Annotated in this window: 24 protein-coding genes; 13 read left to right on the top strand and 11 right to left on the bottom strand. The window is 66.7% G+C overall.

All coding sequences use genetic code 11. The annotated features are described in order from the left end of the window. Positions 1 to 6: 6 nt before the first annotated feature. Positions 7 to 888, bottom strand: coding sequence for a hypothetical protein (locus GL279_RS01545; protein WP_155062840.1), 882 nt, complete (start codon positions 886 to 888; stop codon positions 7 to 9). 127 nt (positions 889 to 1,015) lie between these two features. On the opposite strand from GL279_RS01545, the gene GL279_RS01540 reads away from it, so the two are divergent. The 13 genes from GL279_RS01540 to GL279_RS01480 all read left to right on the top strand — a co-directional run bounded on the left by GL279_RS01540 (position 1,016) and on the right by GL279_RS01480 (position 12,147). Beyond that, on the top strand, positions 1,016 to 1,606 hold the full coding sequence (locus GL279_RS01540) for an anthranilate synthase component II (RefSeq protein WP_155062839.1): 591 nt from the start codon (positions 1,016 to 1,018) through the stop codon (positions 1,604 to 1,606). Then, on the top strand, positions 1,603 to 2,634 hold the full coding sequence (gene trpD / locus GL279_RS01535) for an anthranilate phosphoribosyltransferase (protein ID WP_155062838.1): 1,032 nt from the start codon (positions 1,603 to 1,605) through the stop codon (positions 2,632 to 2,634). Before GL279_RS01540 ends, trpD begins: the two co-directional genes overlap by 4 nt. Then, positions 2,634 to 3,299, top strand: coding sequence for a uracil-DNA glycosylase (locus tag GL279_RS01530; protein WP_155062837.1), 666 nt, complete (start codon positions 2,634 to 2,636; stop codon positions 3,297 to 3,299). The genes trpD and GL279_RS01530 overlap by 1 nt, the downstream gene beginning before the upstream one ends. A 9-nt stretch (positions 3,300 to 3,308) precedes the next feature. Continuing rightward, positions 3,309 to 4,097 carry an indole-3-glycerol phosphate synthase TrpC gene (trpC, locus tag GL279_RS01525; RefSeq protein WP_155062836.1) on the top strand — a complete coding sequence of 263 codons (789 nt, stop codon included), beginning with the start codon at positions 3,309 to 3,311 and terminating at the stop codon, positions 4,095 to 4,097. Beyond that, positions 4,094 to 4,564: a cyclic pyranopterin monophosphate synthase MoaC gene (moaC, locus tag GL279_RS01520; RefSeq protein ID WP_155062835.1), complete on the top strand. Its 471-nt coding sequence runs from the start codon at positions 4,094 to 4,096 to the stop codon at positions 4,562 to 4,564. Before trpC ends, moaC begins: the two co-directional genes overlap by 4 nt. Positions 4,565 to 4,573: 9 nt before the next feature. Next, the gene (locus GL279_RS01515) at positions 4,574 to 5,746 is read left to right on the top strand and encodes a molybdopterin molybdotransferase MoeA (RefSeq protein ID WP_155062834.1); all 1,173 of its coding nucleotides are present in this window, start codon (positions 4,574 to 4,576) and stop codon (positions 5,744 to 5,746) included. Positions 5,747 to 5,857: 111 nt separating this feature from the next. After that, positions 5,858 to 6,556: a transcriptional repressor LexA gene (lexA, locus tag GL279_RS01510; RefSeq protein ID WP_155062833.1), complete on the top strand. Its 699-nt coding sequence runs from the start codon at positions 5,858 to 5,860 to the stop codon at positions 6,554 to 6,556. A 141-nt stretch (positions 6,557 to 6,697) separates the two neighbouring features. After that, positions 6,698 to 7,855: a D-alanyl-D-alanine carboxypeptidase family protein gene (locus GL279_RS01505; protein ID WP_155062831.1), complete on the top strand. Its 1,158-nt coding sequence runs from the start codon at positions 6,698 to 6,700 to the stop codon at positions 7,853 to 7,855. 10 nt (positions 7,856 to 7,865) lie between these two features. Then, the gene (gene tmk / locus GL279_RS01500) at positions 7,866 to 8,462 is read left to right on the top strand and encodes a dTMP kinase (protein ID WP_155062830.1); all 597 of its coding nucleotides are present in this window, start codon (positions 7,866 to 7,868) and stop codon (positions 8,460 to 8,462) included. Then, positions 8,459 to 9,538 carry a DNA polymerase III subunit delta' gene (locus GL279_RS01495; protein WP_155062828.1) on the top strand — a complete coding sequence of 360 codons (1,080 nt, stop codon included), beginning with the start codon at positions 8,459 to 8,461 and terminating at the stop codon, positions 9,536 to 9,538. Before tmk ends, GL279_RS01495 begins: the two co-directional genes overlap by 4 nt. Before the next feature lie 22 nt (positions 9,539 to 9,560). Continuing rightward, the gene (locus GL279_RS01490) at positions 9,561 to 10,361 is read left to right on the top strand and encodes a TatD family hydrolase (protein WP_155062827.1); all 801 of its coding nucleotides are present in this window, start codon (positions 9,561 to 9,563) and stop codon (positions 10,359 to 10,361) included. After that, the gene (locus GL279_RS01485; protein ID WP_155062825.1) at positions 10,358 to 11,206 is read left to right on the top strand and encodes an MBL fold metallo-hydrolase; all 849 of its coding nucleotides are present in this window, start codon (positions 10,358 to 10,360) and stop codon (positions 11,204 to 11,206) included. Before GL279_RS01490 ends, GL279_RS01485 begins: the two co-directional genes overlap by 4 nt. Next, positions 11,203 to 12,147, top strand: a complete 945-nt coding sequence (locus GL279_RS01480; protein ID WP_155062823.1) for an AEC family transporter — start codon at positions 11,203 to 11,205, stop codon at positions 12,145 to 12,147. The genes GL279_RS01485 and GL279_RS01480 overlap by 4 nt, the downstream gene beginning before the upstream one ends. A 102-nt stretch (positions 12,148 to 12,249) precedes the next feature. Here the strand turns inward: GL279_RS01480 and GL279_RS01475 are convergent, their stop codons facing one another. The 10 genes from GL279_RS01475 to rfbC all read right to left on the bottom strand — a co-directional run bounded on the left by GL279_RS01475 (position 12,250) and on the right by rfbC (position 21,931). Continuing rightward, entirely contained in the window at positions 12,250 to 13,203 is a 954-nt protein-coding gene (locus tag GL279_RS01475) for an ABC transporter permease (protein WP_155062821.1), read from the bottom strand. 5 nt (positions 13,204 to 13,208) lie between these two features. After that, entirely contained in the window at positions 13,209 to 14,510 is a 1,302-nt protein-coding gene (locus GL279_RS01470; protein WP_155062819.1) for an ABC transporter permease, read from the bottom strand. 67 nt (positions 14,511 to 14,577) lie between these two features. Continuing rightward, positions 14,578 to 15,660 carry an ABC transporter substrate-binding protein gene (locus GL279_RS01465; protein WP_155062817.1) on the bottom strand — a complete coding sequence of 361 codons (1,083 nt, stop codon included), beginning with the start codon at positions 15,658 to 15,660 and terminating at the stop codon, positions 14,578 to 14,580. A gap of 105 nt (positions 15,661 to 15,765) precedes the next feature. Beyond that, positions 15,766 to 15,912: a hypothetical protein gene (locus tag GL279_RS01460; RefSeq protein WP_155062815.1), complete on the bottom strand. Its 147-nt coding sequence runs from the start codon at positions 15,910 to 15,912 to the stop codon at positions 15,766 to 15,768. Positions 15,913 to 16,028: 116 nt separating this feature from the next. Then, the gene (locus GL279_RS01455; protein WP_170293892.1) at positions 16,029 to 17,111 is read right to left on the bottom strand and encodes an ABC transporter substrate-binding protein; all 1,083 of its coding nucleotides are present in this window, start codon (positions 17,109 to 17,111) and stop codon (positions 16,029 to 16,031) included. Positions 17,112 to 17,161: 50 nt separating this feature from the next. Continuing rightward, positions 17,162 to 18,265: an ABC transporter ATP-binding protein gene (locus tag GL279_RS01450; RefSeq protein ID WP_155062812.1), complete on the bottom strand. Its 1,104-nt coding sequence runs from the start codon at positions 18,263 to 18,265 to the stop codon at positions 17,162 to 17,164. A 336-nt stretch (positions 18,266 to 18,601) separates the two neighbouring features. Then, positions 18,602 to 19,489, bottom strand: a complete 888-nt coding sequence (rfbA, locus tag GL279_RS01445) for a glucose-1-phosphate thymidylyltransferase RfbA (protein ID WP_155062810.1) — start codon at positions 19,487 to 19,489, stop codon at positions 18,602 to 18,604. After that, a complete protein-coding gene (rfbD, locus tag GL279_RS01440) occupies positions 19,486 to 20,337 on the bottom strand; it encodes a dTDP-4-dehydrorhamnose reductase (protein WP_155062808.1) in 852 nt (283 codons plus the stop codon). Before rfbD ends, rfbA begins: the two co-directional genes overlap by 4 nt. Beyond that, the gene (rfbB, locus tag GL279_RS01435; RefSeq protein WP_155062806.1) at positions 20,334 to 21,371 is read right to left on the bottom strand and encodes a dTDP-glucose 4,6-dehydratase; all 1,038 of its coding nucleotides are present in this window, start codon (positions 21,369 to 21,371) and stop codon (positions 20,334 to 20,336) included. The genes rfbD and rfbB overlap by 4 nt, the downstream gene beginning before the upstream one ends. Beyond that, positions 21,368 to 21,931: a dTDP-4-dehydrorhamnose 3,5-epimerase gene (rfbC, locus tag GL279_RS01430; RefSeq protein WP_155062805.1), complete on the bottom strand. Its 564-nt coding sequence runs from the start codon at positions 21,929 to 21,931 to the stop codon at positions 21,368 to 21,370. Before rfbC ends, rfbB begins: the two co-directional genes overlap by 4 nt. Positions 21,932 to 21,982: the final 51 nt, after the last annotated feature.

Below are 21,982 nucleotides of genomic sequence, written 5' to 3'. Positions count from 1 at the left end.
GCATTCTCATGGTTTGGTCAGGCGCAGGGCGCCGAAATCGGGCGGGGTGGAGAGGTCGGGGGTGCCGGTCGCCGGGGTTGCGGCGGGTGCGGTCTCGGCCGGGGCGCTGGCCGGGGTCTCGGGGATGGCGACCGGGGCCGGTGTTGCGGCGGGGATCTCGGGGGCCGGAGCCTCGGGGGCCTCATGGGCGCTGGCCTGAGCTTCGGGCATCGGTGCGCTGACCGGCGCCGGGGCGGCTGCGGTGACGTGATCCAGCGCCGGGGCGGCCGCGCGCGACGGGGCGGCATCGGCCGCAGGCGCAGCACCCGCCCCTTCGGGTGCCATGGGCGCATCGGCGGGGGGCACCGGCAAGAGCGGCGCGCCGGGGGCCTCTTGCCGGGGCTCGGTGCTGCTGTCCATGGCGGGCACCACCTCGCGCGCCGGAAGGGCGACCTGCGGCACCGCCGCAGCCGGCGGCGCGACGCGGGCCATCGCCTCGGGGCGCGACGGGGCGCTGTCGGGGCCACGCGCGAATTCCGAGCCGACCGGCAGGTCCAGCGCCGAGGCCGCCGGGCCGGCCCCGGTCAGGGCGGCGGGTGCCGAGGGCTGGCCGGCGGGCGCTTCTGCGGCGGGGATCTGCGGCGCGGACTCGGGCGTGGTATCGCCAAGGGTCGGGGCCGGGCCGGGCGCGGCCTGCGGCATCGCCGGGGCTGCGGGCGTTTCGGGGGCCATGGTTTCGGGGATCACCGGCTTCGGGATCACGGCTTCAGGAGGCGCAGTTTCGGGGGCCACGGTTTCAGGCAAGGCCACCGGGCGCGGCGGTTGCGGCAAAAGCAGCGACAGCGCCACCAGCCCCGCGCCGCATGCCAGCGCCCCATGAACCAGCCCTGCCGCAAATCCCCTGGCCATCCGTCCCGCCCGCGCCTGTTTTTCTTGCCCCGCAGGCTTGACCCCTTGCGGCACTTTAGCCCATCTATAGCCGCAGATTTCCCGGGGTGCACCCCTAATGCAATGCCCCCAACCCAAGGCGAGTGCCATGATCCTGCTCATCGACAATTACGACAGCTTTACCTGGAACCTCGTGCATTACATGGGCGAGGCGGGGGCCGATGTGGTGGTGCGGCGCAATGACGTGCTGTCGGTCGATGAGGCGCTGGCCATGGGCGCGCAGGGCATCGTCATCTCGCCCGGGCCTTGCGATCCGGCGCAGGCGGGCATCATCGTGCCGCTGATCAAGGCGGCGGCCGCGCGGGCGATTCCGCTGTTCGGCGTCTGTCTGGGCCATCAGGCCATCGGCGAGGCCTTTGGCGGCAAGGTCGTACGCGCCGCGCGCATCGTGCATGGCAAGACCGATGCGATCAGCCATGACGGCACCGGCGTCTTCAGCGGCCTGCCTTCGCCCCTGACGGCAACGCGCTATCATTCGCTGACCGTGGAACCCGAGACCCTGCCCGACTGCCTGCGCGTGACCGCGACGGCAGGCGACGGCACCATCATGGGGCTGATGCACCGCAGCCTGCCCATCGAGGGCGTGCAGTTCCACCCCGAAAGCATCGCCTCGGAATACGGTCACGACATGATCCGCAATTTCCTGAGCCGGTGCAGCAATCTGGGCGCGGCGGCATGAGCGTGACCGATATCCGCCCGCTGATCGGCGTTGCCGCCAGCCGCCCGCTGACCGGAGCCGAGGCCGAGGATGCCTTTGGAGCGCTGTTCGAGGGGGCGGCCACCCCCGCCCAGATCGGCGGCCTGTTGATGGCGATGCGCGTGCGTGGCGAGACGGTCGAGGAAATGGCCGCCGCCACCCGCGCCATGCGCGCGCGCATGAACCGCATCAAGGCGCCCGAAGGCGCGATGGACATCGTCGGCACCGGCGGCGACGGCAAGGGCACGCTGAACATCTCGACTGCGACGGCCTTTGTGGTGGCGGGCGCGGGCGTGCCGGTGGCGAAACATGGCAACCGCAACCTGTCGTCGAAATCCGGCAGCGCCGATGCCATCACCCATCTGGGCCTGAACGTGATGACGCCGCCCGAGGTGGCCGAACGCGCGCTGGCCGAAACCGGCATCTGCTTCATGATGGCGCCGATGCATCACCCCGCCATGCGCCATGTCGGCCCGGCGCGGGCCGAGCTGGGCACGCGCACGATCTTTAACCTGCTGGGACCGATGACCAATCCGGGCTCGGTGCGGCGGCAGTTGACGGGCACCTTCGACCGGGTCTGGAACCGGCCCATGGCCGAGACGCTGCGCGAGCTGGGCAGTGATCTGGCTTGGCTGGTGCATGGCTCGGACGGTACGGATGAGATCTCCATCGCCGGGCCGACCTGGGTCGCCGAGTTGAAAGGCGGCGAGATCAGCGAATTCGAGATCAGCCCCGAGGATGCCGGCCTGCCGGTGCATCCGTTCGAGGCGGTGCTGGGCGGCGATCCGGCGCAGAACGCGGGCGCGTTGCGTCGGCTGCTGGCGGGCGATACCGGCGCCTATCGCGATGCGGTGCTGCTGAACGCCGCCGCCGCGCTGCTGATCGCGGGCAAGGCTGCGGATCTGCGCGAAGGTGCGGCGATGGCGGCCGAGTCGATTGACAGCGGCAAGGCGGCCGCCAAGCTGGCTGCGCTGGCCGCTCTGGTCGGCGCACCCGAGCCGCAAGCCTGATGCAACCGGCCCGGATCCCGCCGGCCTGGGCCGATCTGGCGTTCTTCCGCGAGGACTGGCCGTCGATCCGCGACCGGCTGGTGGCCCCGGACTGGCTGCCCGGCCCCGACCGGGTCTTTGCCGCGCTGGAGCTGACCCCGCCCGAGCGGGTGCGCGTGGTGCTGCTGGGGCAAGACCCCTATCCGACACCCGGCGATGCCAATGGGCTGGCCTTTTCGGTAACGCCGGAAACTGCCCTGCCCCGGTCGCTGAAGAACATCTATGCCGAGATGCGCGACGATCTGGGCGCAACGCCCGGCAATGGCGATCTGTCGCATTGGGCGCGGCAGGGGGTGCTTTTGCTCAATACCTCGCTGTCGGTCCTGCCGGGTCAGGCGGGCGTGCATGCGAAATGGGGCTGGGACCGGCTGGCTCGGCAGGCGGTGCGCCGCGCGCAAGCCGAGCGGCCCTTGGCCTTTATCCTGTGGGGGGCGCATGCGCAAAAGGCGCTGGCAGGTTTGCCGCGCCCGCAGGATCTGGTGATCGAAAGCGCCCATCCCTCGCCCTTGTCGGCGCGGCGGGGGTTCTTTGGCTCACGCCCGTTCAGCCGGGTGAATGATTGGCTGGCCGCGCAAGGCGAGACGCCCATCGACTGGGCGCTTTGCGAAACCGCCCCGGCAGCGTAAGGACAAGACATGGATATTCTGGACCGCATCAAAGCCTACAAGCTTGAGGAAATCGCCGCCGCAAAGGCCGCCCGCCCGCTGTCTAGCGTCGAGGAGGCCGCGCGTGCCGCAGACGCCCCGCGCGGCTTTGCCCGGGCGCTTGCGGACAAGGCGGCAACCGGCCATGCGCTGATTGCCGAGATCAAAAAGGCCAGCCCGTCGAAAGGGTTGATCCGCCCCGATTTCGATCCGCCGGCGCTGGCGCAGGCCTATCAGGCGGGCGGCGCGGCCTGTCTTTCGGTGCTGACCGACGGTCCCAGCTTCCAAGGCGCGCCCGAGTTTCTGACCGCCGCCCGCGCCGCCTGCGATCTGCCGGCGCTGCGCAAAGATTTCCTTTACGACACCTATCAGGTGGCCGAGGCCCGTGCCTGGGGCGCCGATTGCATCCTCATTATCATGGCAAGCCTTGACGATACCCTTGCCGCCGAGCTTGAAGATGCCGCGTTCCATTGGGGCATGGACGCGCTGATCGAGGTGCATGACGAGGCCGAGATGGAGCGCGCCCTGCGCCTGAAATCGCCACTGATCGGGGTGAACAACCGCAACCTTAAAACCTTCGAGGTCAGTTTGGACACCACCTTGCGGCTGGCCCCGATGGTGCAGGGCCGCGATCTGGTCTGCGAAAGCGGGCTTTTCACCCCTGCCGATCTGGACCGCATGGCGGATGCCGGGATCGAGCGTTTCCTGATCGGCGAAAGCCTGATGCGCCAGCAGGACGTGACCGCCGCCACCCGCGAAATTCTGGGCCTTGCCGCATGAGCCTGACGCATTTCGACGCGGCGGGTCAGGCGCATATGGTCGATGTCTCGGCCAAGCCCGACACTGCGCGCGAGGCGGTGGCCGAGGGCGTCGTCATCATGTCGCCCGAGACGCTGGCCCTCGCGCAGGGCGGCGCGGCCAAGGGGGACGTGCTGGGCGTGGCCCGGCTGGCGGGGATCATGGGGGCGAAACGCACCTCGGATCTGATCCCGCTGTGCCATCCGCTGCCCATCACCAAGGTCGCCGTCGATCTGGTGGCGGAACCCGCCCTGCCCGGCATCCGCGTCACCGCGACCGTGCGCACGGCAGGCAAGACCGGGGTGGAAATGGAGGCGCTGACCGCCGTTTCGACCGCCTGTCTGACCGTCTATGACATGCTGAAGGCCGCGCAGAAGGACATGCGCATCGAAGGCATCCGTCTGCTTTCCAAGACCGGCGGCAAATCGGGCGAATTCCGCGCGCCCTGAGGGGGAATGATGATCAGCGTCGATGAGGCCCATGCGCTGGTGCTGGCGCTGGCCGGCCCGGTGAAAACCGAAGAGATCGCCGTAGAGGATGCGCTGGGGCGCGCTATGGCGGCGCCGGCGGTGGCGCGGCTGACGCAGCCGCCGTTTGATGCCTCGGCCATGGACGGCTATGCGCTGCGCTCGGACGATCTGCCGGGGCCGCTGCCCGTGGTCGGCACGGCGGCGGCAGGCGTGCCCTATGCGGGGACGGTGCCCGAGGGCGCGGCGGTGCGCATATTTACCGGCGCGCCGGTGCCTGCGGGCTGTGACCGCGTGGTGATCCAGGAAATCGTCACGCGTGACGGCGATACGATCCGCGTGGCCGAGGTCGGAGACAATCGCAATATCCGCGCGCAAGGCAATGATTTCGCGCAAGGATCGGAGTTCCAGCCGGCGCGGGCGCTGCGCGCCTCGGATCTGGGGCTGATTGCGGCGATGAATGTGGCGCGGATCACGGTCGCGCGGCGGCCCCGGGTGGCGATCCTTGCCGGCGGCGATGAACTGGTGCGCCCGGGCGAGACGCCGGCGGCAGGCCAGATCATCAGCAGCAATGACATCGCCATTGCGGCGCTCGCGCGCGAGGCCGGGGCCGAGCCGCTGGTGCTGGAACTGGCGCGCGACACCGAAGACAGCCTGCGCGCCCGTTTTGCCGAGGCCGGGGGCTGCGATCTGATCGTGACCATCGGCGGCGCCTCGGTCGGCGATCACGACCTGATTGCCAAGGTCTCGGCCGATCTGGGCATGGAGCGCAGTTTCTACAAGCTGGCGATGCGGCCCGGAAAGCCGCTGATGGCGGGGCGGATCGGGACGGCTGCAATGCTGGGTCTGCCGGGCAATCCCGTCTCGGCCGTGGTCTGCGCGAAACTGTTCATGCAACCGCTGATCCGGGCCATGCAGAGGCTGCCGCCGGGGCCGGAGCTGGCCTCGGGCCTGTTGACCCGCGACCTGCCGCCCGAGGGTGATCGCCAGCATTACCTGCGCGCTAGGCTGGTGCCCGGCGCGGGCCTGCCCGGCATCGACCCCTTTGGCGATCAGGACAGCGCCCGGCTGTGGATTCTGGCCGAAGCCGATGCGCTGCTGCTGCGCCCGGCAGGCGATCCGGCCCGTCGCGCCGGCGAAATGATGCACTATCTGCCGCTCTGATCTTGCTTAACCGGCTGTTTACCCGAATCGGCTTAAGAGTTGACGCAAGAGATTGAGTCCGCTAGAACATTAGCGGAACATAATGCCGGTTTCGGCAAGGCGGGGACAAATATGCTGACGAAAAAGCAAATCCAGCTGCTTGAGTTCATTCAGGCGCGCATGGCCCGCGACGGTGTGCCGCCCTCGTTTGACGAAATGAAACTCGCGCTGGACCTGCGCTCGAAATCGGGAATTCATCGCCTCGTGACCGCTCTTGAAGAACGCGGCTTCATCCGCCGCCTGCCGCATCGCGCCCGCGCGCTGGAAATCGTCCGGCTGCCCGAAACGCTGAGCCGTGGCAGCGGCAATTTCACCCCCCGCGTCATCGAAGGCGACGCCCGCCCGGCGCAACCGCTGCCGCGCGGCGCGCTGGAGGTGTCGGTTTCGGCGGTGGATCTGCCGGTGATGGGACGCATCGCCGCCGGCGTGCCGATCGAGGCGATTTCCGAGGTCTCGCATCACATCGCCGTGCCCGGCTCGATGCTCGCGGGGAAAGAGCGGCACTATGCGCTGGAGGTCAAGGGCGACTCGATGATCGAGGCCGGGATCAACGATGGCGATGTGGTGGTGATCCGCGAACAGGATACGGCCGAGAATGGCGATATCGTCGTGGCGCTGGTCGAGGGGTTCGAGGCGACGCTGAAACGCTATCGCCGCAAGGGGGGCATGATCGCGCTGGAGGCGGCGAACCCGGCCTATGAAACCCGCGTGCTGCCCGAAGACAAGGTCAACGTACAGGGCCGGCTGGTGGGGCTGATCCGCAGCTATTGACGCGGCGGGGCGGTGGCGGGCGGCGCGGGTTGCAACCTGTGGCAGATCGAACCCGCGGGTATTCGCGTTGTCGGTCCGGCGTTGCGGGCCGGCGGGCGCTGCGCTAACCATGAAGGCAAAGCGACATCCCGAGGAAGATCCATGCGCGCTCTGACTTTTCGCCTCATCGCCCTGGCCATGACGCTGGCTCTTCCGGCGCGCGCCTTCGACACCAATGCCAGCGCGGCCTGGGTCTATGACGTGCCGACCGGCACCGTGCTGATGGAAAAGAACGCCGATCAGCCGCTGCCGCCCGCCTCGATGTCCAAGCTAATGACGCTGAACATGCTGTTCGAGGCGCTGCATGACGGCCGTGTCAACATGGACACCACATTCCCGGTCTCGACCAAGGCCTGGCAGATGGGCGGCTCGCGCATGTTCGTCGAGCCTGCCGACCGCCCCACGGTCGAAGAGCTGATCCACGGCATCATCATCAATTCGGGCAATGACGCCTGCGTCGTGGTGGCCGAAGGGCTGGCCGGCACCGAAGAGGCCTTCGCCCGCTCGATGAACGAGCGCGCCAAGCAACTGGGCATGACGCAATCGCATTTTGCCAATGCCTCGGGCTGGCCCAATCCCGACCACCGCATGTCCATGCGCGATCTGGGCATCCTGGCCGAGCATCTGATCAATGATTTTCCCGAGCTTTACAAGAACTTCGCCCTGACCGAATATAATTACAAGAATCGCGTGCCCTCGAACGCCAACAACCGCAACCCGCTGCTCAAGCTGCATGGTGGCGACTGGAAGGCCGACGGGCTGAAGACCGGCCACACGCAGGAAGCGGGCTATGGTCTGGTCGGCTCGGCAGTGCAGGGTGACCGGCGCATCATCTTTGTCATCACCGGCCTGCCCAGCGACAAGGCCCGCGCCGAAGAGGCCGAGCGCATCGCCAATTGGGCCTATCGCCAGTTCACCATGCGGACCCTGCTGCCCAAGGGCGAAATCGTGGCGCAGGCCCCGGTCTGGCTGGGCGAGCGCAGCCGCGTCGGCCTGACCACTGCCGAGGGCGTGCGGGTGCTTTTGCCGGCGGGCGCGCAAGCGGGTGTCACTGCCGAGGCCGTCTTCAACGGCCCGATCGAGGCGCCGATCACCAAGGGCGACAAGCTGGGCGAATTGCTGGTCAATATCCCCGGCGCCGGCCAGTCGCGCCTGCCGCTGCTGGCGGCCGATGATGTGGGCCGCGCCGGTGTCTTTGGCCGCTTGCAGAACGCCGCGCTGCGCCTGAGCGAACGCGCCGTCCACGCCGTCGCGAATTGATCCGGCGCTGATGTTTCTCAGTTTCGAAGGCATCGACGGCTCGGGCAAGTCCACTCAGGCCCGGCGGCTGGCCGAGGTGCTGCGCGCTCGTGGCCAGAACTGCGTCCTGACCCGCGAGCCCGGCGGCAGCCCCGGCGCCGAGGAAATCCGGCGCCTGCTGGTCGAGGGCGGCGGCGAACGCTGGTCGCCGGAGACCGAACTTTTGCTGTTCAACGCCGCCCGCCGCGACCATCTGGAACGCACCATTCGCCCGGCTCTGGCGCGTGGCGATTGGGTCATCAGCGACCGCTTTGCCGATTCCAGCCGCGTCTATCAGGGCTTGGTGCGGGCCGAGAACCGCCGGCTGGTCGAGGAGTTGCACCGGCTGGTCATCGGCATCGAGCCTGACCGCAGCTTTGTCATCGACATTGACCCGGCGGTTTCGCTGGCGCGCGGTCGGTCGCGCGGCGGAAGCGAGGACCGTTACGAAAGCCTTGGCCTTGATTTTCAGCAGCGGCTGCGCGCCGGATTTCTGGCGCTGGCGCAGGAATTTCCCGACCGCATCCGGGTGATCGACGGCAGCGGCGATGCCGATACCGTCGCCGCCCGCATCATGGCCGCGCTATGAGCGACGACACCCCGCCCGAACCCGACCGCGCCCCCGGCGCCCCCCACCCGCGCGAGGCCACGCGGGTGCTGGGTCAGGATCAGGCGGTCGGCGATTTTCTGGCCTCGGCCCGCGCCGGCCGGCTGCATCACGCCTGGCTGCTGACCGGCCCGCGCGGCACCGGCAAGGCGACGCTGGCCTGGGCCATTGCGCACTGGCTGCTGGCCGGATCGCCCGAGGACAGTCTGGACATCGACCCCGAGCTGCCGGTCGCGCGGCGCATTCGCGCGCTGTCCGAACCGCGCCTGCATCTGGTGCGCCGCCCCGTCGATGAAAAGACCGGCCGGCTGCGCAGCGAAATCACCGTGGACGAGATCCGCAAGCTGCAAGGCTTCTTTCACATGAGCGCCGCCGAGGGCGGCAGCCGCGTCGCCATCATCGATGCCGCCGACGAGATGAACCCGGCCGCCGCCAATGCGCTGCTGAAGCAGTTGGAGGAACCGCCGGCGCAGGCCACGCTGCTGTTGGTCGCGCATCAGCCGGGCCGTCTGCTGCCGACGATCCGCTCGCGCTGCCGCGAGTTGCGGCTGCAACCGCTGGGCGCCGAAGACATGGCGGATATCCTGCAGGACCTCGGCATCGGTGGCGATGCCGAAAAGCTGGCGGCGCTGGCCGGCGGCTCGGTCGGCGAGGCGGTGCGGCTGGCCGGGCAGGACGGGCTGGCTGCCTATCAGAAGATCGTCGATCTGTTCAGCCGCCATCCGCGCATCGACCGGCCCAGTGCCGCCGCGCTGGCCGAACAGGCCGCCGGGCGCGCCAGCGCCGAGGGCGATCCCTTTGACCTGATCGTGACGCTGCTGGACCGGTTCCTGACCCGCGCCGCCCGCGCCGGGCTGCTGGGCGCCCCCCTGCCCGAGGCCGCGCGAGGCGAGGCCGAGGTGCTGACGCGGCTGGCGCCCGACCAGCGCGCCGCCCAGCAATGGGCTGCGGCGCAGGCCGAGCTATCGGCCCGTGCCCGCAGGGCGCGAGCCGTCAACCTTGACCCTGCCGCGCTGGTGATGGATATGCTGATCGGGCTTGCGAACCAGCCCGCCTGATCCGGGCCGACAGGGAAATCCCATGACCGACCGCCCCGCCCTGCCCGAATTCGTCGACAGCCATTGCCATCTGGATTTCCCCGATTTCGAGGGCCAGACCGCCGAGCTGATCACACGGGCCAATGCCGCAGGCGTGCGCCGCATGGTCACCATCTGCACCCGCCTGCGCAAGGAACCCGCCGTGCGTGCCATGGCCGAGGCGCATGACGGGCTGTTCTATGCCGCCGGCACCCATCCGATGTATGCCGCCGAAGAGCCGATGGTGCTGGTCGAGCAGCTGGTGGCGCTGGCCCGGCATCCGAAATTCGTCGGCATCGGCGAGACCGGGCTGGATTACCATTACACCGCCGAAAGTGCCGCCGTTCAGGCCGAAAGCCTGCGCGTCCATATTGAGGCCGCGCGCCGCACCGGCCTGCCGCTGATCATCCATTCGCGCGATGCCGATGCCGACATGGCCCGCATCCTGACCGAAGAGCGCCGGGTCGGCGCGTTTTCCTGTGTCATGCATTGCTATACCAGCGGCCCCGAGCTGGCGGCGACCGCGCTGGATCTGGGTTTTTACCTGTCGATGTCGGGCATTGCGGCCTTTCCGCGCTCGACCGAGATCCGCGACATCTTTATCGCCGCGCCCCGCGACCGCATCCTGATCGAGACCGATGCTCCCTATCTGGCGCCGCCGCCCTATCGCGGCAAGCGCAACGAGCCGGCGCATGTCGTGCATACCGCGCGCGTCGGCGCCGAAGCTTTGGGCATGACCGAGGCCGAATTCGCCGCGCTGACCACGGCCAATTTCGACCGGCTGTTCAGCAAGGCCCGGATATGAGCGGCGCGAACGGTCTGGGGGCAGAGGCCTCCGGCACGGATGACGGCTTTCGCGCCATCATTCTGGGCTGCGGCTCGTCCGGGGGGGTGCCGCGGCTCGGCAACCGCTGGGGCGATTGCGACCCGACCAATCCGCGCAACCGCCGCCGCCGCTGTTCGCTGCTGCTGGAGCGGCACTCGGGGGCGGGCGTGACCCGCGTGCTGATCGACACCGGGCCCGACATGGTGCCGCAGCTGCTGGATGCCGGGGTCGGCGCGCTGGATGCGGTGGTCTATACCCATCCCCATGCCGATCACATCCATGGCATCGATGACCTGCGCCAGATCGCCTATAACATGGACCGGCGCATCCCCTGCCATGCCGATGCCCAGACCCGCGACGCGCTGCTTGCGCGCTTTGGCTATGTGTTCGAAACGCCCGAAGGTTCGTCCTATCCGCCGATCTGCACGCTGGTCCCGATCGAGGGACCGTTCCGCGTCGAGGGCGAGGGCGGCACGCTGGAGCTGATCCCCTTTGAGGTCAGCCATGGCGACATTCCCGCGCTTGGCTTTCGCATTCCCGGCCGCGCCGGCGGGCTGGTCTATCTGCCCGATGTCAAGGACATCCCCGAGGCGGCATGGCCCGCCATCGCCGGGCCCGAGGTCTTTATCTGCGACGGGCTGCGCTATCGCTCGCATCCGAGCCACGCCCATCTGGCGCAGGCGCTGGACTGGATCGCGCGCTCCGAGGCGCTGCGCGGTGTCATCACCAATATGCATATCGATCTGGACCACGACCGGGTCATGCAGGAGACGCCGCCGCATGTCATCCCTGCCCATGACGGATTGACCCTCCACCTGACATGACCATTCTTTTCGACGTCATCCTTCCGGTCTTCATCATCATCGGCTTTGGCTATCTGGTTGCCTGGCGAAAGATGTTCACCGAGGTGGCGGTCGACGGGCTGATGCGCTTTGCGCAGAACTTTGCCGTGCCGGTGCTGCTGTTTGCCAATGTGGCGCGGCTGGACATGGCCGAGAATTTCAATCTGGGTATGTGGGTGGCGTTCTATAGCGGCGCCTTCCTGTCCTATTTCATCGGCTGGGGGCTGGCGCTTTACTGGCTGAAGCGGCCGGCGACGGATGCGGTGGCGATCGGGTTCTGCTGCCTGTTCTCGAACTCGCTGCTGCTCGGCATTCCGATCATGGAGCGCGCCTATGGCGCCCAAGCACTGGCCGGCAACGTGGCGATCATCGCCATCCATTCGCCGCTGCTTTACACATTCGGCATCACCATGATGGAGATTACGCGCGCGCGTGGGCAAAGCCTGCGCGTGGGCCAGATCGCCATGCGGGCGCTGTCGGGCGTGCTGCATACGCCGCTGATCATCGGCATCCTGTGCGGGGCGGTGATGAACCTGCTGATGCAGGCGGGGCTGGTGATGCCGCAGGGGTTTTGGGCCGCCGTCGACATGATGGCCAAGGCGGCGCTGCCGGCGGCGCTGTTCGGTCTGGGCGGGGTGCTGTATCGTTACCGCCCCGAGGGCGACAGCACCGCCATTGCCATCTGCTGCCTGTGTTCGCTGGTGATCCATCCGGTGACGACATGGACGCTGGGGCATCTGTTTCAGCTGCCGGTGGGGCCGATGCGCTCGGCAGTGATCACCGCCAGCATGGCGCCGGGGGTGAACGCCTATCTGTTCGCCTCGATCTACAATTCGGCGAAGCGGGTGGCGGCCTCGACGGTGCTGGTCTCGACGGCGCTGTCGATCCTGACGATCTGGTTCTGGATCTCGGTCCTGCCCTGAGACGCGGTTCCGCCTGCCGGCGGGGGTATTTGCGAAAATGGTGAAGGATATGAGAAACGCCGCCTTGATGGGCGGCGCTCCGGGGGGTCGGGGCTTTGGCGCCTAGTGCGGGGTGATGCCCCGCAGCCGTTCCGAGCGGCGGCGCAGCATCTCGACCGTGGTCAGGAGCGCGATCGAGAAGATGACGAGCAGCGTCGCCACCGCAAGGATCGCCGGCGAGATCTGTTCGCGGATGCCGTTCCACATCTGGCGCGGGATCGTCTGCTGATCGGGGCCGGCGATGAAGAGCACCGCTACCACCTCGTCGAAGGAGGTGACGAAGGCAAAGAGCGCGCCCGAGATCACACCGGGCAGGATCAGCGGCATGATGATGCGGAAGAAGGTGGTGCGCGGGTTGGCGCCAAGGCTGGCGGCGGCGCGGGCCAGCGATTGGTCAAAGCCGATCAGCGTCGCCGTCACCGTAATGATGACGAAGGGGATGCCCAGCGTGGCATGGGCCAGGATGACGCCGAGATAGGTGCCGGCAAGCTTGCCGCAGCTGGGGTTGAGGCCGATCCAGGTCAGCGGCTCGCAGGGGTTCGAGTAAAAGAAGAACATCCCCGTCGCCGTGATGATGATCGGCACGATCATCGGCGAGATCAGCATGGCCATGATGATGCGGCGGTAAGGCATCTCGGGGCGCGACAGACCGAGTGCGGCCAATGTGCCCAGCACCGTCGCCACGACGGTCGAGAAGAAGCCGATGATGATCGAGCTTTTCGTCGCCTGCACCCATTTCGCATTGTGCCAGACATCCGCCCACCAGCTGAGCCCGCGCGGCGCGTCGGGCTGCTGCATGCCGAAGGTCAGCAGGCTGTCATACCAGCGCATCGAATAGCCCGAGGGATCGAAGCTGAGCATCTTGCTGGTGAAGGTGAAATAGGGCTCGGCGTTGAAGGACAGCGGAATGACCACCACGATCGGCACGATCAGGAAGAAGAAGATCGCGGCACAGATCACCAGATAGGCGTAATGCCAGGCCTTTTCCAAAGGCGATGCGTATTTCGGAAGCGCCATGGCGATTACCCCAGTTTCAGATTGTCGATGCCGACGAGACGGTCGTAGACCCAGTAGAGCAGCAGCACGCCGCCCAGCAGCAGCGCGGCAAGGGCCGCGGCCATCGACCAGTTCAGTGTCTGCGTCATATGCATGGCGATCATGTTCGAGATCAGCTGCCCCGACGAGCCGCCGACCAGCGCGGGCGTGATGTAATAGCCGACCGCGAGGATGAAGACGAGGAGCGCCCCCGCCCCCAGCCCCGGTAGCGTCTGCGGGAAATAGATCCGGCGGAAGGCCGTCCAGCTGCTGGCGCCCAGACTGCGGGCGGCGCGGACATAAGAGGGGTTGATCGTGCGCATCACCGAATAAAGCGGCAGGATCATGAAGGGCAGCAGGATATGCGTCATCGCGATAATGGTGCCGGTCTGGTTGTAGATCATCTGCAACCGGCCGCTGTCGCTGATGATGCCCAGCCAGACCAGCACGTCATTGACGACCCCTTGCTGTTGCAAGAGCACCATCCAGGCCGTGGTTCTGACCAGAAGCGAGGTCCAGAACGGCAAAAGCACAAGGATCATCAACAGGTTCGACTTGCGCATCGGCAGCGTGGCCAGAAGGTGCGCGATCGGAAAGCCCAGCAGGAAGGTGGTGCAGGTGATGACCAGCGACAGCCAGAAGGTGCGCATGAACAGCATAAGATAGACGCGCTGCTCGGGCGGAGCCTGCACGATCTTGCCGGTTTCGTCGCGGCTGCGGTCGATGGCGGCAAGGTAGAAGTTCGCGGTATAGGGCGAGGCCGCCTCGCGCATGACTGCCCAAAGCTTCGGGTCACCCCATTTCTTGTCCATCGCCAGAATGGCGTCGCGATAGGGCGGCGCGATCCCGCCGCGCGCCTTGCGCCCGGCTGCGGTGAACAGCGAGCGCGTGCCCGGCATGTCATAGTTGATGCGGGTGCCGACGACGCCGATATTGCGCGCCTCGGCCGAGGCGGTCAGGTCGGCGGCCAGCGCCGCCCAGGCGGCATCATCGGGCTCGGTGCCGCGCGGGTGGTCGTGAAACCACGCCGAAAGCTGCGGCATATTGGCCGAGAAGCCGTCGTTCTTGACCGAGCGTTGCAGCATCTGCCCGATCGGCACGACGAAGGTGATCAAGATGAACAGAAGCAGCGGCAGCACCAGCAGGAAGGCGCGGCGCCGCGCCCGGCGCGAGCTGCGCGCCAGGGCGCGGGTAAGCGGCTGTCCGTCCGCGGTTTTCAGCGTGCCGCCCTGATCGAGGCCGCCCGCCTCGATGACAATGGCTGCATGGGGGTCAAGCGCGTTGGCCATCTTGGTCCTTCAGCGGAAAAAACGTGCAAGGGGTGCCGCCCGGACGGGCCGGGCGGCGACAGCGGGATCAGCCGGCCGCCAGCCAGCTGTTGAAACGTTCCGACAGCTCGGCCGAATGGTCGGCCCAGAATTCGGGATCGTCCATGACGGCGGTGGTCATGTGTTCGGCATTGGTGGGCATATGCGGGCCCATGTCGGTCTTGCCGTCCTGATATTTGCCGACCAGCGCCGCCGAGGATTTCCGCGACGGGCCATAGGCGATCCATTTCGCCTGATTGGCCAGCTGCTGGGTGTCGGTGGCGAATTTCAGGTATTCCATCGCCGCCTCGGGGTTGGGCGAGCCCTTGGGAATGGCGAACATGTCCATGTCCATGTATTGGCCGTCCCAGATGATCTCGAAGGGCTTGCCCTCGGCCACCATGGCATCGAAGAAGCGGCCGTTATAGCCGGTGGCCATGGTCACTTCGCCATCCGCCAGCAGCTGCACCGGCTGGGCGCCGGCCTCCCACCAGACCACGTCCTTCTTGATCGTGTCGAGCTTCTTAAAGGCGCGGTCGACGCCTTCGGGGGTCGAGAGCGTCTCATAGATCTGGTCGGGCGCGACGCCATCGGCGATCAGCGCCAGATAGAGCGTGCGCTTGGGGTTCTTGGGCAGGCCGCGCTTGCCGGGGAATTTCGCGGTGTCGAAGAAATCCGCCGCCGTCTTGGGCGGATTGTCGGCGAACTTGGTCTTGTCGAAGGCGATGACCGTGCCCCAGAAGATGTTGGCCACGGCGCAATCCTGCAGCGCGCCAGGAATGAAATCATCCTTGGCCGGGGTGCCGTCGGGCGCAGCCGGCAGCGTCGCCGGGTCGATCTGGACCAGCGCGCCCTCGTCGCACATGCGGATGGCGTCCGAGACCTCGATGTCGAAGACGTCGCCGGTGATGTTCTTGGCCTCGACCTGCGCCTTCAAGGGGGTGGCCGGGTTGTCGGCGGCCATCATATTGACCTTGATGCCGGTCTTGGCGGTGAAGGGAATGTTATAGGCCTCGACCTGCGATTTCTCATAGGCGCCGCCCCAGGAGACGACGTTGACCTCTTTGTTCTGGGCCTGGGCCGAGACGGCCAGCCCGCAGAGGGCCGTGGTCAGGATCAGCATTGTTTTCATGGCATTGCTCCCGTTGGTGTGATCGGCGCATTGGCCGGGTCTTGTTGGCATCCCGAAGGATGCAGGCCGGATCGCGCGCCCGGTCGGGCCGCGGGCCGGATGGCGTCAGCCGCGCACCGGCAGGGGCCGGGCGGCCACGGCAGAGCTTGGCTGGATCACGGGGACAGAAACAGCGCGCCAGACGCCCCTGCCCCCGGCCATGCCCGTGCCGGTCTGCGCCGGGCTGTCAGGGGCCGAAATCAGGATCCGCATTCGTGTCATCCGTTACCCCGTCATCAAGCTGATCGACCCGGCATCTGGGCCGGTCGCACGGGCGCCGCCGGGGCGGCGCGGGTTGGCTGCGGCAGTCGCCCGCCGCAGCCGGGAGATCAGTTGGCCGCGAGCCAGGCGTTGAAACGCTCTTGCAGTTCGGCATCGTGATCGACCCAGAAGTCGAGGTTCGAGGCCAGCGCCTGTTTCATGTTCTCGGCAGAGGTCGGCAGGTTCGGGCCCATCGGCACATCGGTGCCCTCGATATTGCCGACCAGCGCGGCAGCCGATTTGCGCGGCGGGCCGTAGCTGATGAATTCGGCAGCGCGGGCCTGATTTTCCGGCGCGGTCGAGAAGGCGATGAACTCTTTGGCCGCTTCGGGATGCGGCGCGCCTTTCGGCATCACCCAGCCCTCCATCTCATAGATCTGACCGTCCCAGAGGATCTTGAAGGGCTTGCCCTCTTTCTGGGCGGCGTCGAAGATCCGGCCGTTGAAGGCAAAGGCCATGCTGACCTCGCCATCGGCCAGAAGCTGCGGCGGTTGCGCGCCGGCTTCCCACCAGATCACGTCCTTTTTGATCTCGGCCAGTTTCTTGAAGGCGCGGTCGACGCCCTCGGGGGTGCCCAGCACCTCATAGACCTGATCGGCGGGGACGCCATCGGCCATCAGCGCCAGTTCCAGATTGAACTTGGCGCCTTTGCGCATGGTGCGCTTGCCCGGGAACTTGGCGGTGTCGAAGAAATCCGCCGGGGTCGTGGGCTTGGCATCTTTGAACTTGGCGTCGTCATAGGCGATGATCATCGAATAGACATCGGTGCCGACAAAGCAGTCGGTCACGGCGCCGGGGATGAAATCATCGGTGGCCTTGGTGCCATCGGCGGCCGGGACCAGAATGGACGGGTCGATCTGTTCCAGCAGGCCTTCGTCGCAGAGCCGCACCGCATCGGCATATTCCACCGAGGCGACATCGGTCGAGACATTGCCCGCCTCGACCTGCGCCTTGAGCGGGGTGGCCGGGTTGTCGGCATCGGCGACCGAAACCTTGCCCCCGGTCTTGGCCTCGAAGGGCTTCACATAGGCCTGGACATGGCTGTTGCCATAGGCCCCGCCCCAGGACAGCAGGTTCACCTCCTTGGTCTCGGCCTGCGCGGCGGTCGCCAAAGCTAGCGCCGCAGTGGTCAGGATAAGGGTGCGTTTCATCATGGCTCCTTGTCGTCGGGTTCTGTCGTGAAACTGCGAAGCTGCGAAGATCAGACCGGGTCCAGCGCGCGGGCATCCTCGGGATGCCAGCCGATGCGGATGGTCTCGCCGGGGGTCAGCTTCACCTGCCCCAGCGTGTTGCGATACTTGATGACGAAATCATCCTGCCCCGCGACCTTGAGCCGCGCCCGCAGGATGTCGCCCATATAGACGACATCGCGCACCTCGGCCTGCAGCGTATGGGCGCCGGCGGGCATCAGGTCGGGCTTGAACTCGATCCGCTCGGGACGGATCGACACCGTGGTCTTTTGCCCCTTTTCGCGGATGTTCACCGCCGTCGCGTCGATCAGGTCGCCATTGCCCAGCCGCACCAGCGCCTTGGGGCCGTCCAGCTGTTCGATGGTGCCGCGCAGGGCGTTGTTTTCGCCGATAAAGCCGGCGACGAAACTGTTTTCCGGCTTTTCATACAGCACCGGCGGCGGCGCCAGCTGCTGGATGCGGCCATCGTTGAAGACCGCGATGCGGTCCGACATGGTCAGCGCCTCGCCCTGATCATGGGTGACATAGACCACGGTGATGCCCAGCCGGTCGTGCAGGGCCTTGATCTCGAACTGCATATGTTCGCGCAGCTGCTTGTCGAGCGCGCCCAGCGGTTCGTCCATCAGCACCAGCTCGGGGTCAAAGACCAGCGCCCGGGCCAGCGCGATCCGCTGCTGCTGGCCGCCCGAAAGCTGGGCCGGGCGGCGCGCGGCGAATTTCGACATCTGCACCATGTCGAGCGCCCGGGCGACGCGGGTGTTGCGCTCGGCCGAATCCATGCCGCGCACTTCCAGCGGAAAGGACAGGTTCTCGCCCACGGTCATGTGCGGGAACAGCGCGTAGCTTTGGAACACCATGCCGATGCCGCGCTTGTGCGGCGGCACGTCATTGATGTTGCGCCCGTTCAGGCGAATCTCGCCATGCGTGGCGGTTTCGAACCCGGCCAACATCATCAGGCAGGTGGTCTTGCCTGACCCCGATGGCCCCAGCATCGTCAGGAACTCGCCCTTGCCGATGGTAAGGTTCAGATCCTTAACCACGAGGCTCTGGCCGTCATAGCTTTTCTGGACGTGATCAAAGACGACGAAGGCATCGCCACCAGCTTTACTTGCCAAATGCGGGCTCCCTGTTTTCTGTCTTGTGTTTCCGCCTCACAAAACTACGCGGGGCTTCGCCGGCTTTGCAACTGACATGTGCAGTGCTTGGGCATCGACACCGGTAATGCCTCATGAACAGGCGGCCCTATCCGTCGGCACCACCCCGCCCGGCAGCACCACCGGCAAGCCGTTCAATCCTTGGCTGCGGCAGATGGAAAACGCCCGGCGCGACCGCCTGCCGCGCAGGCAGCCTGTGGCAAAAACCGGCCCTGCCGCCGGGGGCGGTGGTCAGCACCCGGTGGTCGGTCGCAAAACTGCCATATGATTGTCGCAGAGCCCGCGCCGGGCCGAGGCTTAGCCCAGCAGGCGCAGCAGGTAGCGGCCGTATTCGTTCTTGGAGAACCGCTCAGCCTGACGGCGCAGGCCCGCCTCGTCGATCCAGCCCTGATCGAAGGCGATCTCTTCGGGGCAGCCGGTCTGCAAGCCCTGCCGATCCTCGAGCGTGCGCACGAAGTTTCCCGCGTCCAGCAGGCTGGAATGGGTGCCGGTGTCCAGCCATGCAAAGCCGCGGCCCATGCGCTCGACGGTCAGGTTGCCCTCGTGCAGGTAGGTTTCCAGAAGCGTGGTGATCTCGATTTCGCCCCGGGCCGAGGGTTTGACCTGCTTGGCGCGTTCGGGCGCGGTGCCGTCAAGGAAATAGAGCCCGGTGACGGCGTAGTCGGACGGCGGCACCGGCGGTTTCTCGATGATCTCGCGCACCTGTCCCTGATCGTCGAAGGCCACGACGCCGTAACGTTCGGGATCGGCGACCCGATAGCCAAAGACCGTGCCGCCCGAAGGACGCTTGTCGGCCGCGTCCAGCAGCAAGGGCAGGCCATGGCCGAAAAAGATGTTGTCGCCCAGCACCATGGCCGAGGGCGCGCCGTCCAGAAAATCCTCGGCCAGAATATAGGCCTGTGCCAGCCCGTCCGGCGAGGGCTGCACGATGAAGGTAAAGCTGAGCCCCCATTGGCTGCCGTCGCCCAGCAGACGCTGGAACTGCGCCTGATCCTCGGGCGTGGTGATGATGGCGATGTCGCGGATGCCGGCCAGCATCAGCACCGAGATCGGGTAATAGATCATCGGCTTGTCATAGATCGGCAAAAGCTGCTTCGACACGCCCATGGTGATCGGATACAGCCGCGTGCCCGAGCCGCCGGCCAGAATGATGCCCTTGCGCCGAGAATTGGTTGTGTCGTTCATGCCTGAAGCTCCGTAATTGCATGTGCCAGTCCGTCGCGCCAGTCGGGGCGGGAAATTCCGAAATCGCGGGCGATGGCGCTGCAATCCAGCCGGGAATTGGCCGGGCGGTGCGCCGGGGTGGGATAATCACTGGAGGGAATGTCGATGATGCGGCAGGACAGCCCGCCACGCTGCATGATCGCGCGGGCGAAGCCGGCCCATGTGGTGTCGGGCGCGCCTGCGAAATGATAGATGCCGCCGCGCGCCGGATCGGCCTGCATCGCGGCGATCATGGTCAGGCAGGCACCGGCGATGGCGCGGGCCGGCGTCGGGCCGCCATGCTGGTCCGCGACCACGCGCAATTCGTCGCGCTCGGCCCCCAGTCGCAGCATGGTGCGCACGAAATTGTTGCCATGCGCCGAGAACACCCATGAGGTGCGCAACACCGCCCATTGCCCGCCAGCGGTGGCCACGTCCTGCTCGCCCGCCAGTTTCGAGGCGCCATAGACGCCCAGCGGGCCGGTCGGATCGGTCTCGCGCCAGGGCGTGTCGCCCGAGCCGTCGAAGACATAATCGGTCGAGACATGCAGAAACGGGATACCCAGATCGGCGGCCACCTTGGCCATGGCAGCGGGGGCGGCGGCGTTGATCAGATGCGCGATCTCGGGCTCGGATTCGGCGCGGTCGACGGCGGTATGGGCGGCGGCGTTGATGACGGCGCGCGGCGCAAGGTCGCGCAGCAGCGCGGCGCAGGCGGCGGGATCGGTCAGATCGGCCTGATCCTGGCCCAGAAACTGCGCCTCGGGCGCCTGCAGCGCCAGTTCGGTCGAAAGCTGGCCGCCCCGGCCAAAGACCAGAAGCCCGGTCATGCCTTGCCCAACCGCTCGCCGACGCCCTGCCGGGCCAGCAGCGGCTGCCACCAGTCCTGATTGTCCAGATACCATTCGACGGTGCGGCGGAGCCCCTCTTCGACGGTCAACGAGGGACGCCAGCCCAGTTCGGTGCGGATGCGGGTCGGGTCGATGGCATAGCGCCGGTCGTGGCCCGGCCGGTCGGTGACAAAGGTGATCAGCCGGTCATGCGGCGCGGCATCGGGACGCAGCCGATCCATATGCGCGCAGATCGTGCGCACGAGATCGATGTTTTTCGCCTCGTTCTCGCCGCCGATATTGTAGCTGCGGCCCAACTCGCCCTTTTCCAGCACCAGAAGCAGGGCGTCGGCGTGATCCTCGACATAAAGCCAGTCGCGGATATTGCCGCCGTCGCCATAGACCGGGATCGGCCGGCCGTGCAGTGCGTTCAGGATCACCACCGGAACCAGCTTTTCCGGGAAATGGAACGGGCCGTAATTGTTCGAGCAATTGGTCAGAACTACCGGCAGCCCGTAGGTTTCGTGCCATGCCCGCACCAGATGGTCCGAGGCCGCCTTGCTGGCCGAATAGGGGCTGCGCGGGTCATAAGGGGTGTCTTCGGTGAACTGCCCGGTCTCGCCCAGACTGCCGAAAACCTCGTCGGTCGAGATATGGTGAAAGCGGAAGCCCTCGGGCCGGCCCTGCGCGACCCAATAGGCCCGCGCTGCCTCCAGCAGGTTATAGGTGCCGGTGATGTTGGTTTCGATAAAGGCGCCCGGCCCGTCGATCGAGCGGTCGACATGGCTTTCGGCGGCCAGATGCATGATGGCATCGGGCTGGTGATCGGCCAGCACGCGGTCCAGCGCCGCCCGGTCGCGCAGATCGGCCTGCTCAAAGGCGTAACCCGGCTGGTCCGCGACCGAGGCCACGTTTTCCAGATTGGCGGCATAGGTCAGCGCGTCAAGGTTCACCACCTCATGGCCGCGCGCCACCGCCAGCCGCACCACGGCCGAGCCGATGAACCCCGCCCCGCCCGTCACCAGAATCTTCATTTGCCGGCCTCGTAAACAAAAGGAGAATCAAATTCGGAAAATGGCGTGGCCGCAGCATCCTTGCCCGACAGAAGCGGCGGTTGCGACAGGCCCCAGTCGATGCCCAGACTGTCCCAGGCGACGCTGCCATCGCATTCCGGCGCATAATGATCGGTGCATTTATAGCAAATTTCGGTGTCGGGATCACGGGTCACGAAACCATGCAGAAACCCCGCCGGGATCCAAATCTGGCGACCGTTTTCAAAGGAAAGCTCGGTTCCGAACCACTGGCCATAGGTCGGGCTGCCCTTGCGGATATCGACCGCGACATCAAACAGCCGGCCGCGCCCGCAGCGCACCAGCTTGCCCTGCGCATGGGGCGGCGCTTGAAAATGCAGGCCACGCAATGTGCCGCAAGCCGCTGAAAGCGAATGATTGTCCTGCACAAACTCCGGCAGGTCGACCCCCGCCTCGCTGAGCGTGCGCCGGTTCCAGCTTTCCGAGAAGAAGCCGCGCGCATCGCCGTGCCGGCGCGGGACCAGGATCAGCACGCCAGGAAGTGCGGTGCGTTCGATCTGCATCGTTATTCCAATTCCCTTGCCTTTGGAAAAACGTATGGCGCATGTTCCCCC

The sequence above is a fragment of the Paracoccus limosus genome, from assembly GCF_009711185.1.
Classification (GTDB): Bacteria; Pseudomonadota; Alphaproteobacteria; order Rhodobacterales; family Rhodobacteraceae; genus Paracoccus; species Paracoccus limosus.
Note: the sequence above shows the minus strand (reverse complement) of the source record. Positions and strands in the feature narration are given on the sequence as shown.

Coding starts and splice junctions, on each gene's coding strand:
- GL279_RS01545 (WP_155062840.1), bottom strand. CDS start 888: ATGGCCAGGGGATTTGCGGCAGGGCTGGTTCATGGGGCGCTGGCATGC.
- GL279_RS01540 (WP_155062839.1), top strand. CDS start 1,016: ATGATCCTGCTCATCGACAATTACGACAGCTTTACCTGGAACCTCGTG.
- trpD (WP_155062838.1), top strand. CDS start 1,603: ATGAGCGTGACCGATATCCGCCCGCTGATCGGCGTTGCCGCCAGCCGC.
- GL279_RS01530 (WP_155062837.1), top strand. CDS start 2,634: ATGCAACCGGCCCGGATCCCGCCGGCCTGGGCCGATCTGGCGTTCTTC.
- trpC (WP_155062836.1), top strand. CDS start 3,309: ATGGATATTCTGGACCGCATCAAAGCCTACAAGCTTGAGGAAATCGCC.
- moaC (WP_155062835.1), top strand. CDS start 4,094: ATGAGCCTGACGCATTTCGACGCGGCGGGTCAGGCGCATATGGTCGAT.
- GL279_RS01515 (WP_155062834.1), top strand. CDS start 4,574: ATGATCAGCGTCGATGAGGCCCATGCGCTGGTGCTGGCGCTGGCCGGC.
- lexA (WP_155062833.1), top strand. CDS start 5,858: ATGCTGACGAAAAAGCAAATCCAGCTGCTTGAGTTCATTCAGGCGCGC.
- GL279_RS01505 (WP_155062831.1), top strand. CDS start 6,698: ATGCGCGCTCTGACTTTTCGCCTCATCGCCCTGGCCATGACGCTGGCT.
- tmk (WP_155062830.1), top strand. CDS start 7,866: ATGTTTCTCAGTTTCGAAGGCATCGACGGCTCGGGCAAGTCCACTCAG.
- GL279_RS01495 (WP_155062828.1), top strand. CDS start 8,459: ATGAGCGACGACACCCCGCCCGAACCCGACCGCGCCCCCGGCGCCCCC.
- GL279_RS01490 (WP_155062827.1), top strand. CDS start 9,561: ATGACCGACCGCCCCGCCCTGCCCGAATTCGTCGACAGCCATTGCCAT.
- GL279_RS01485 (WP_155062825.1), top strand. CDS start 10,358: ATGAGCGGCGCGAACGGTCTGGGGGCAGAGGCCTCCGGCACGGATGAC.
- GL279_RS01480 (WP_155062823.1), top strand. CDS start 11,203: ATGACCATTCTTTTCGACGTCATCCTTCCGGTCTTCATCATCATCGGC.
- GL279_RS01475 (WP_155062821.1), bottom strand. CDS start 13,203: ATGGCGCTTCCGAAATACGCATCGCCTTTGGAAAAGGCCTGGCATTAC.
- GL279_RS01470 (WP_155062819.1), bottom strand. CDS start 14,510: ATGGCCAACGCGCTTGACCCCCATGCAGCCATTGTCATCGAGGCGGGC.
- GL279_RS01465 (WP_155062817.1), bottom strand. CDS start 15,660: ATGAAAACAATGCTGATCCTGACCACGGCCCTCTGCGGGCTGGCCGTC.
- GL279_RS01460 (WP_155062815.1), bottom strand. CDS start 15,912: ATGCGGATCCTGATTTCGGCCCCTGACAGCCCGGCGCAGACCGGCACG.
- GL279_RS01455 (WP_170293892.1), bottom strand. CDS start 17,111: ATGAAACGCACCCTTATCCTGACCACTGCGGCGCTAGCTTTGGCGACC.
- rfbA (WP_155062810.1), bottom strand. CDS start 19,489: ATGAACGACACAACCAATTCTCGGCGCAAGGGCATCATTCTGGCCGGC.
- rfbD (WP_155062808.1), bottom strand. CDS start 20,337: ATGACCGGGCTTCTGGTCTTTGGCCGGGGCGGCCAGCTTTCGACCGAA.
- rfbB (WP_155062806.1), bottom strand. CDS start 21,371: ATGAAGATTCTGGTGACGGGCGGGGCGGGGTTCATCGGCTCGGCCGTG.
- rfbC (WP_155062805.1), bottom strand. CDS start 21,931: ATGCAGATCGAACGCACCGCACTTCCTGGCGTGCTGATCCTGGTCCCG.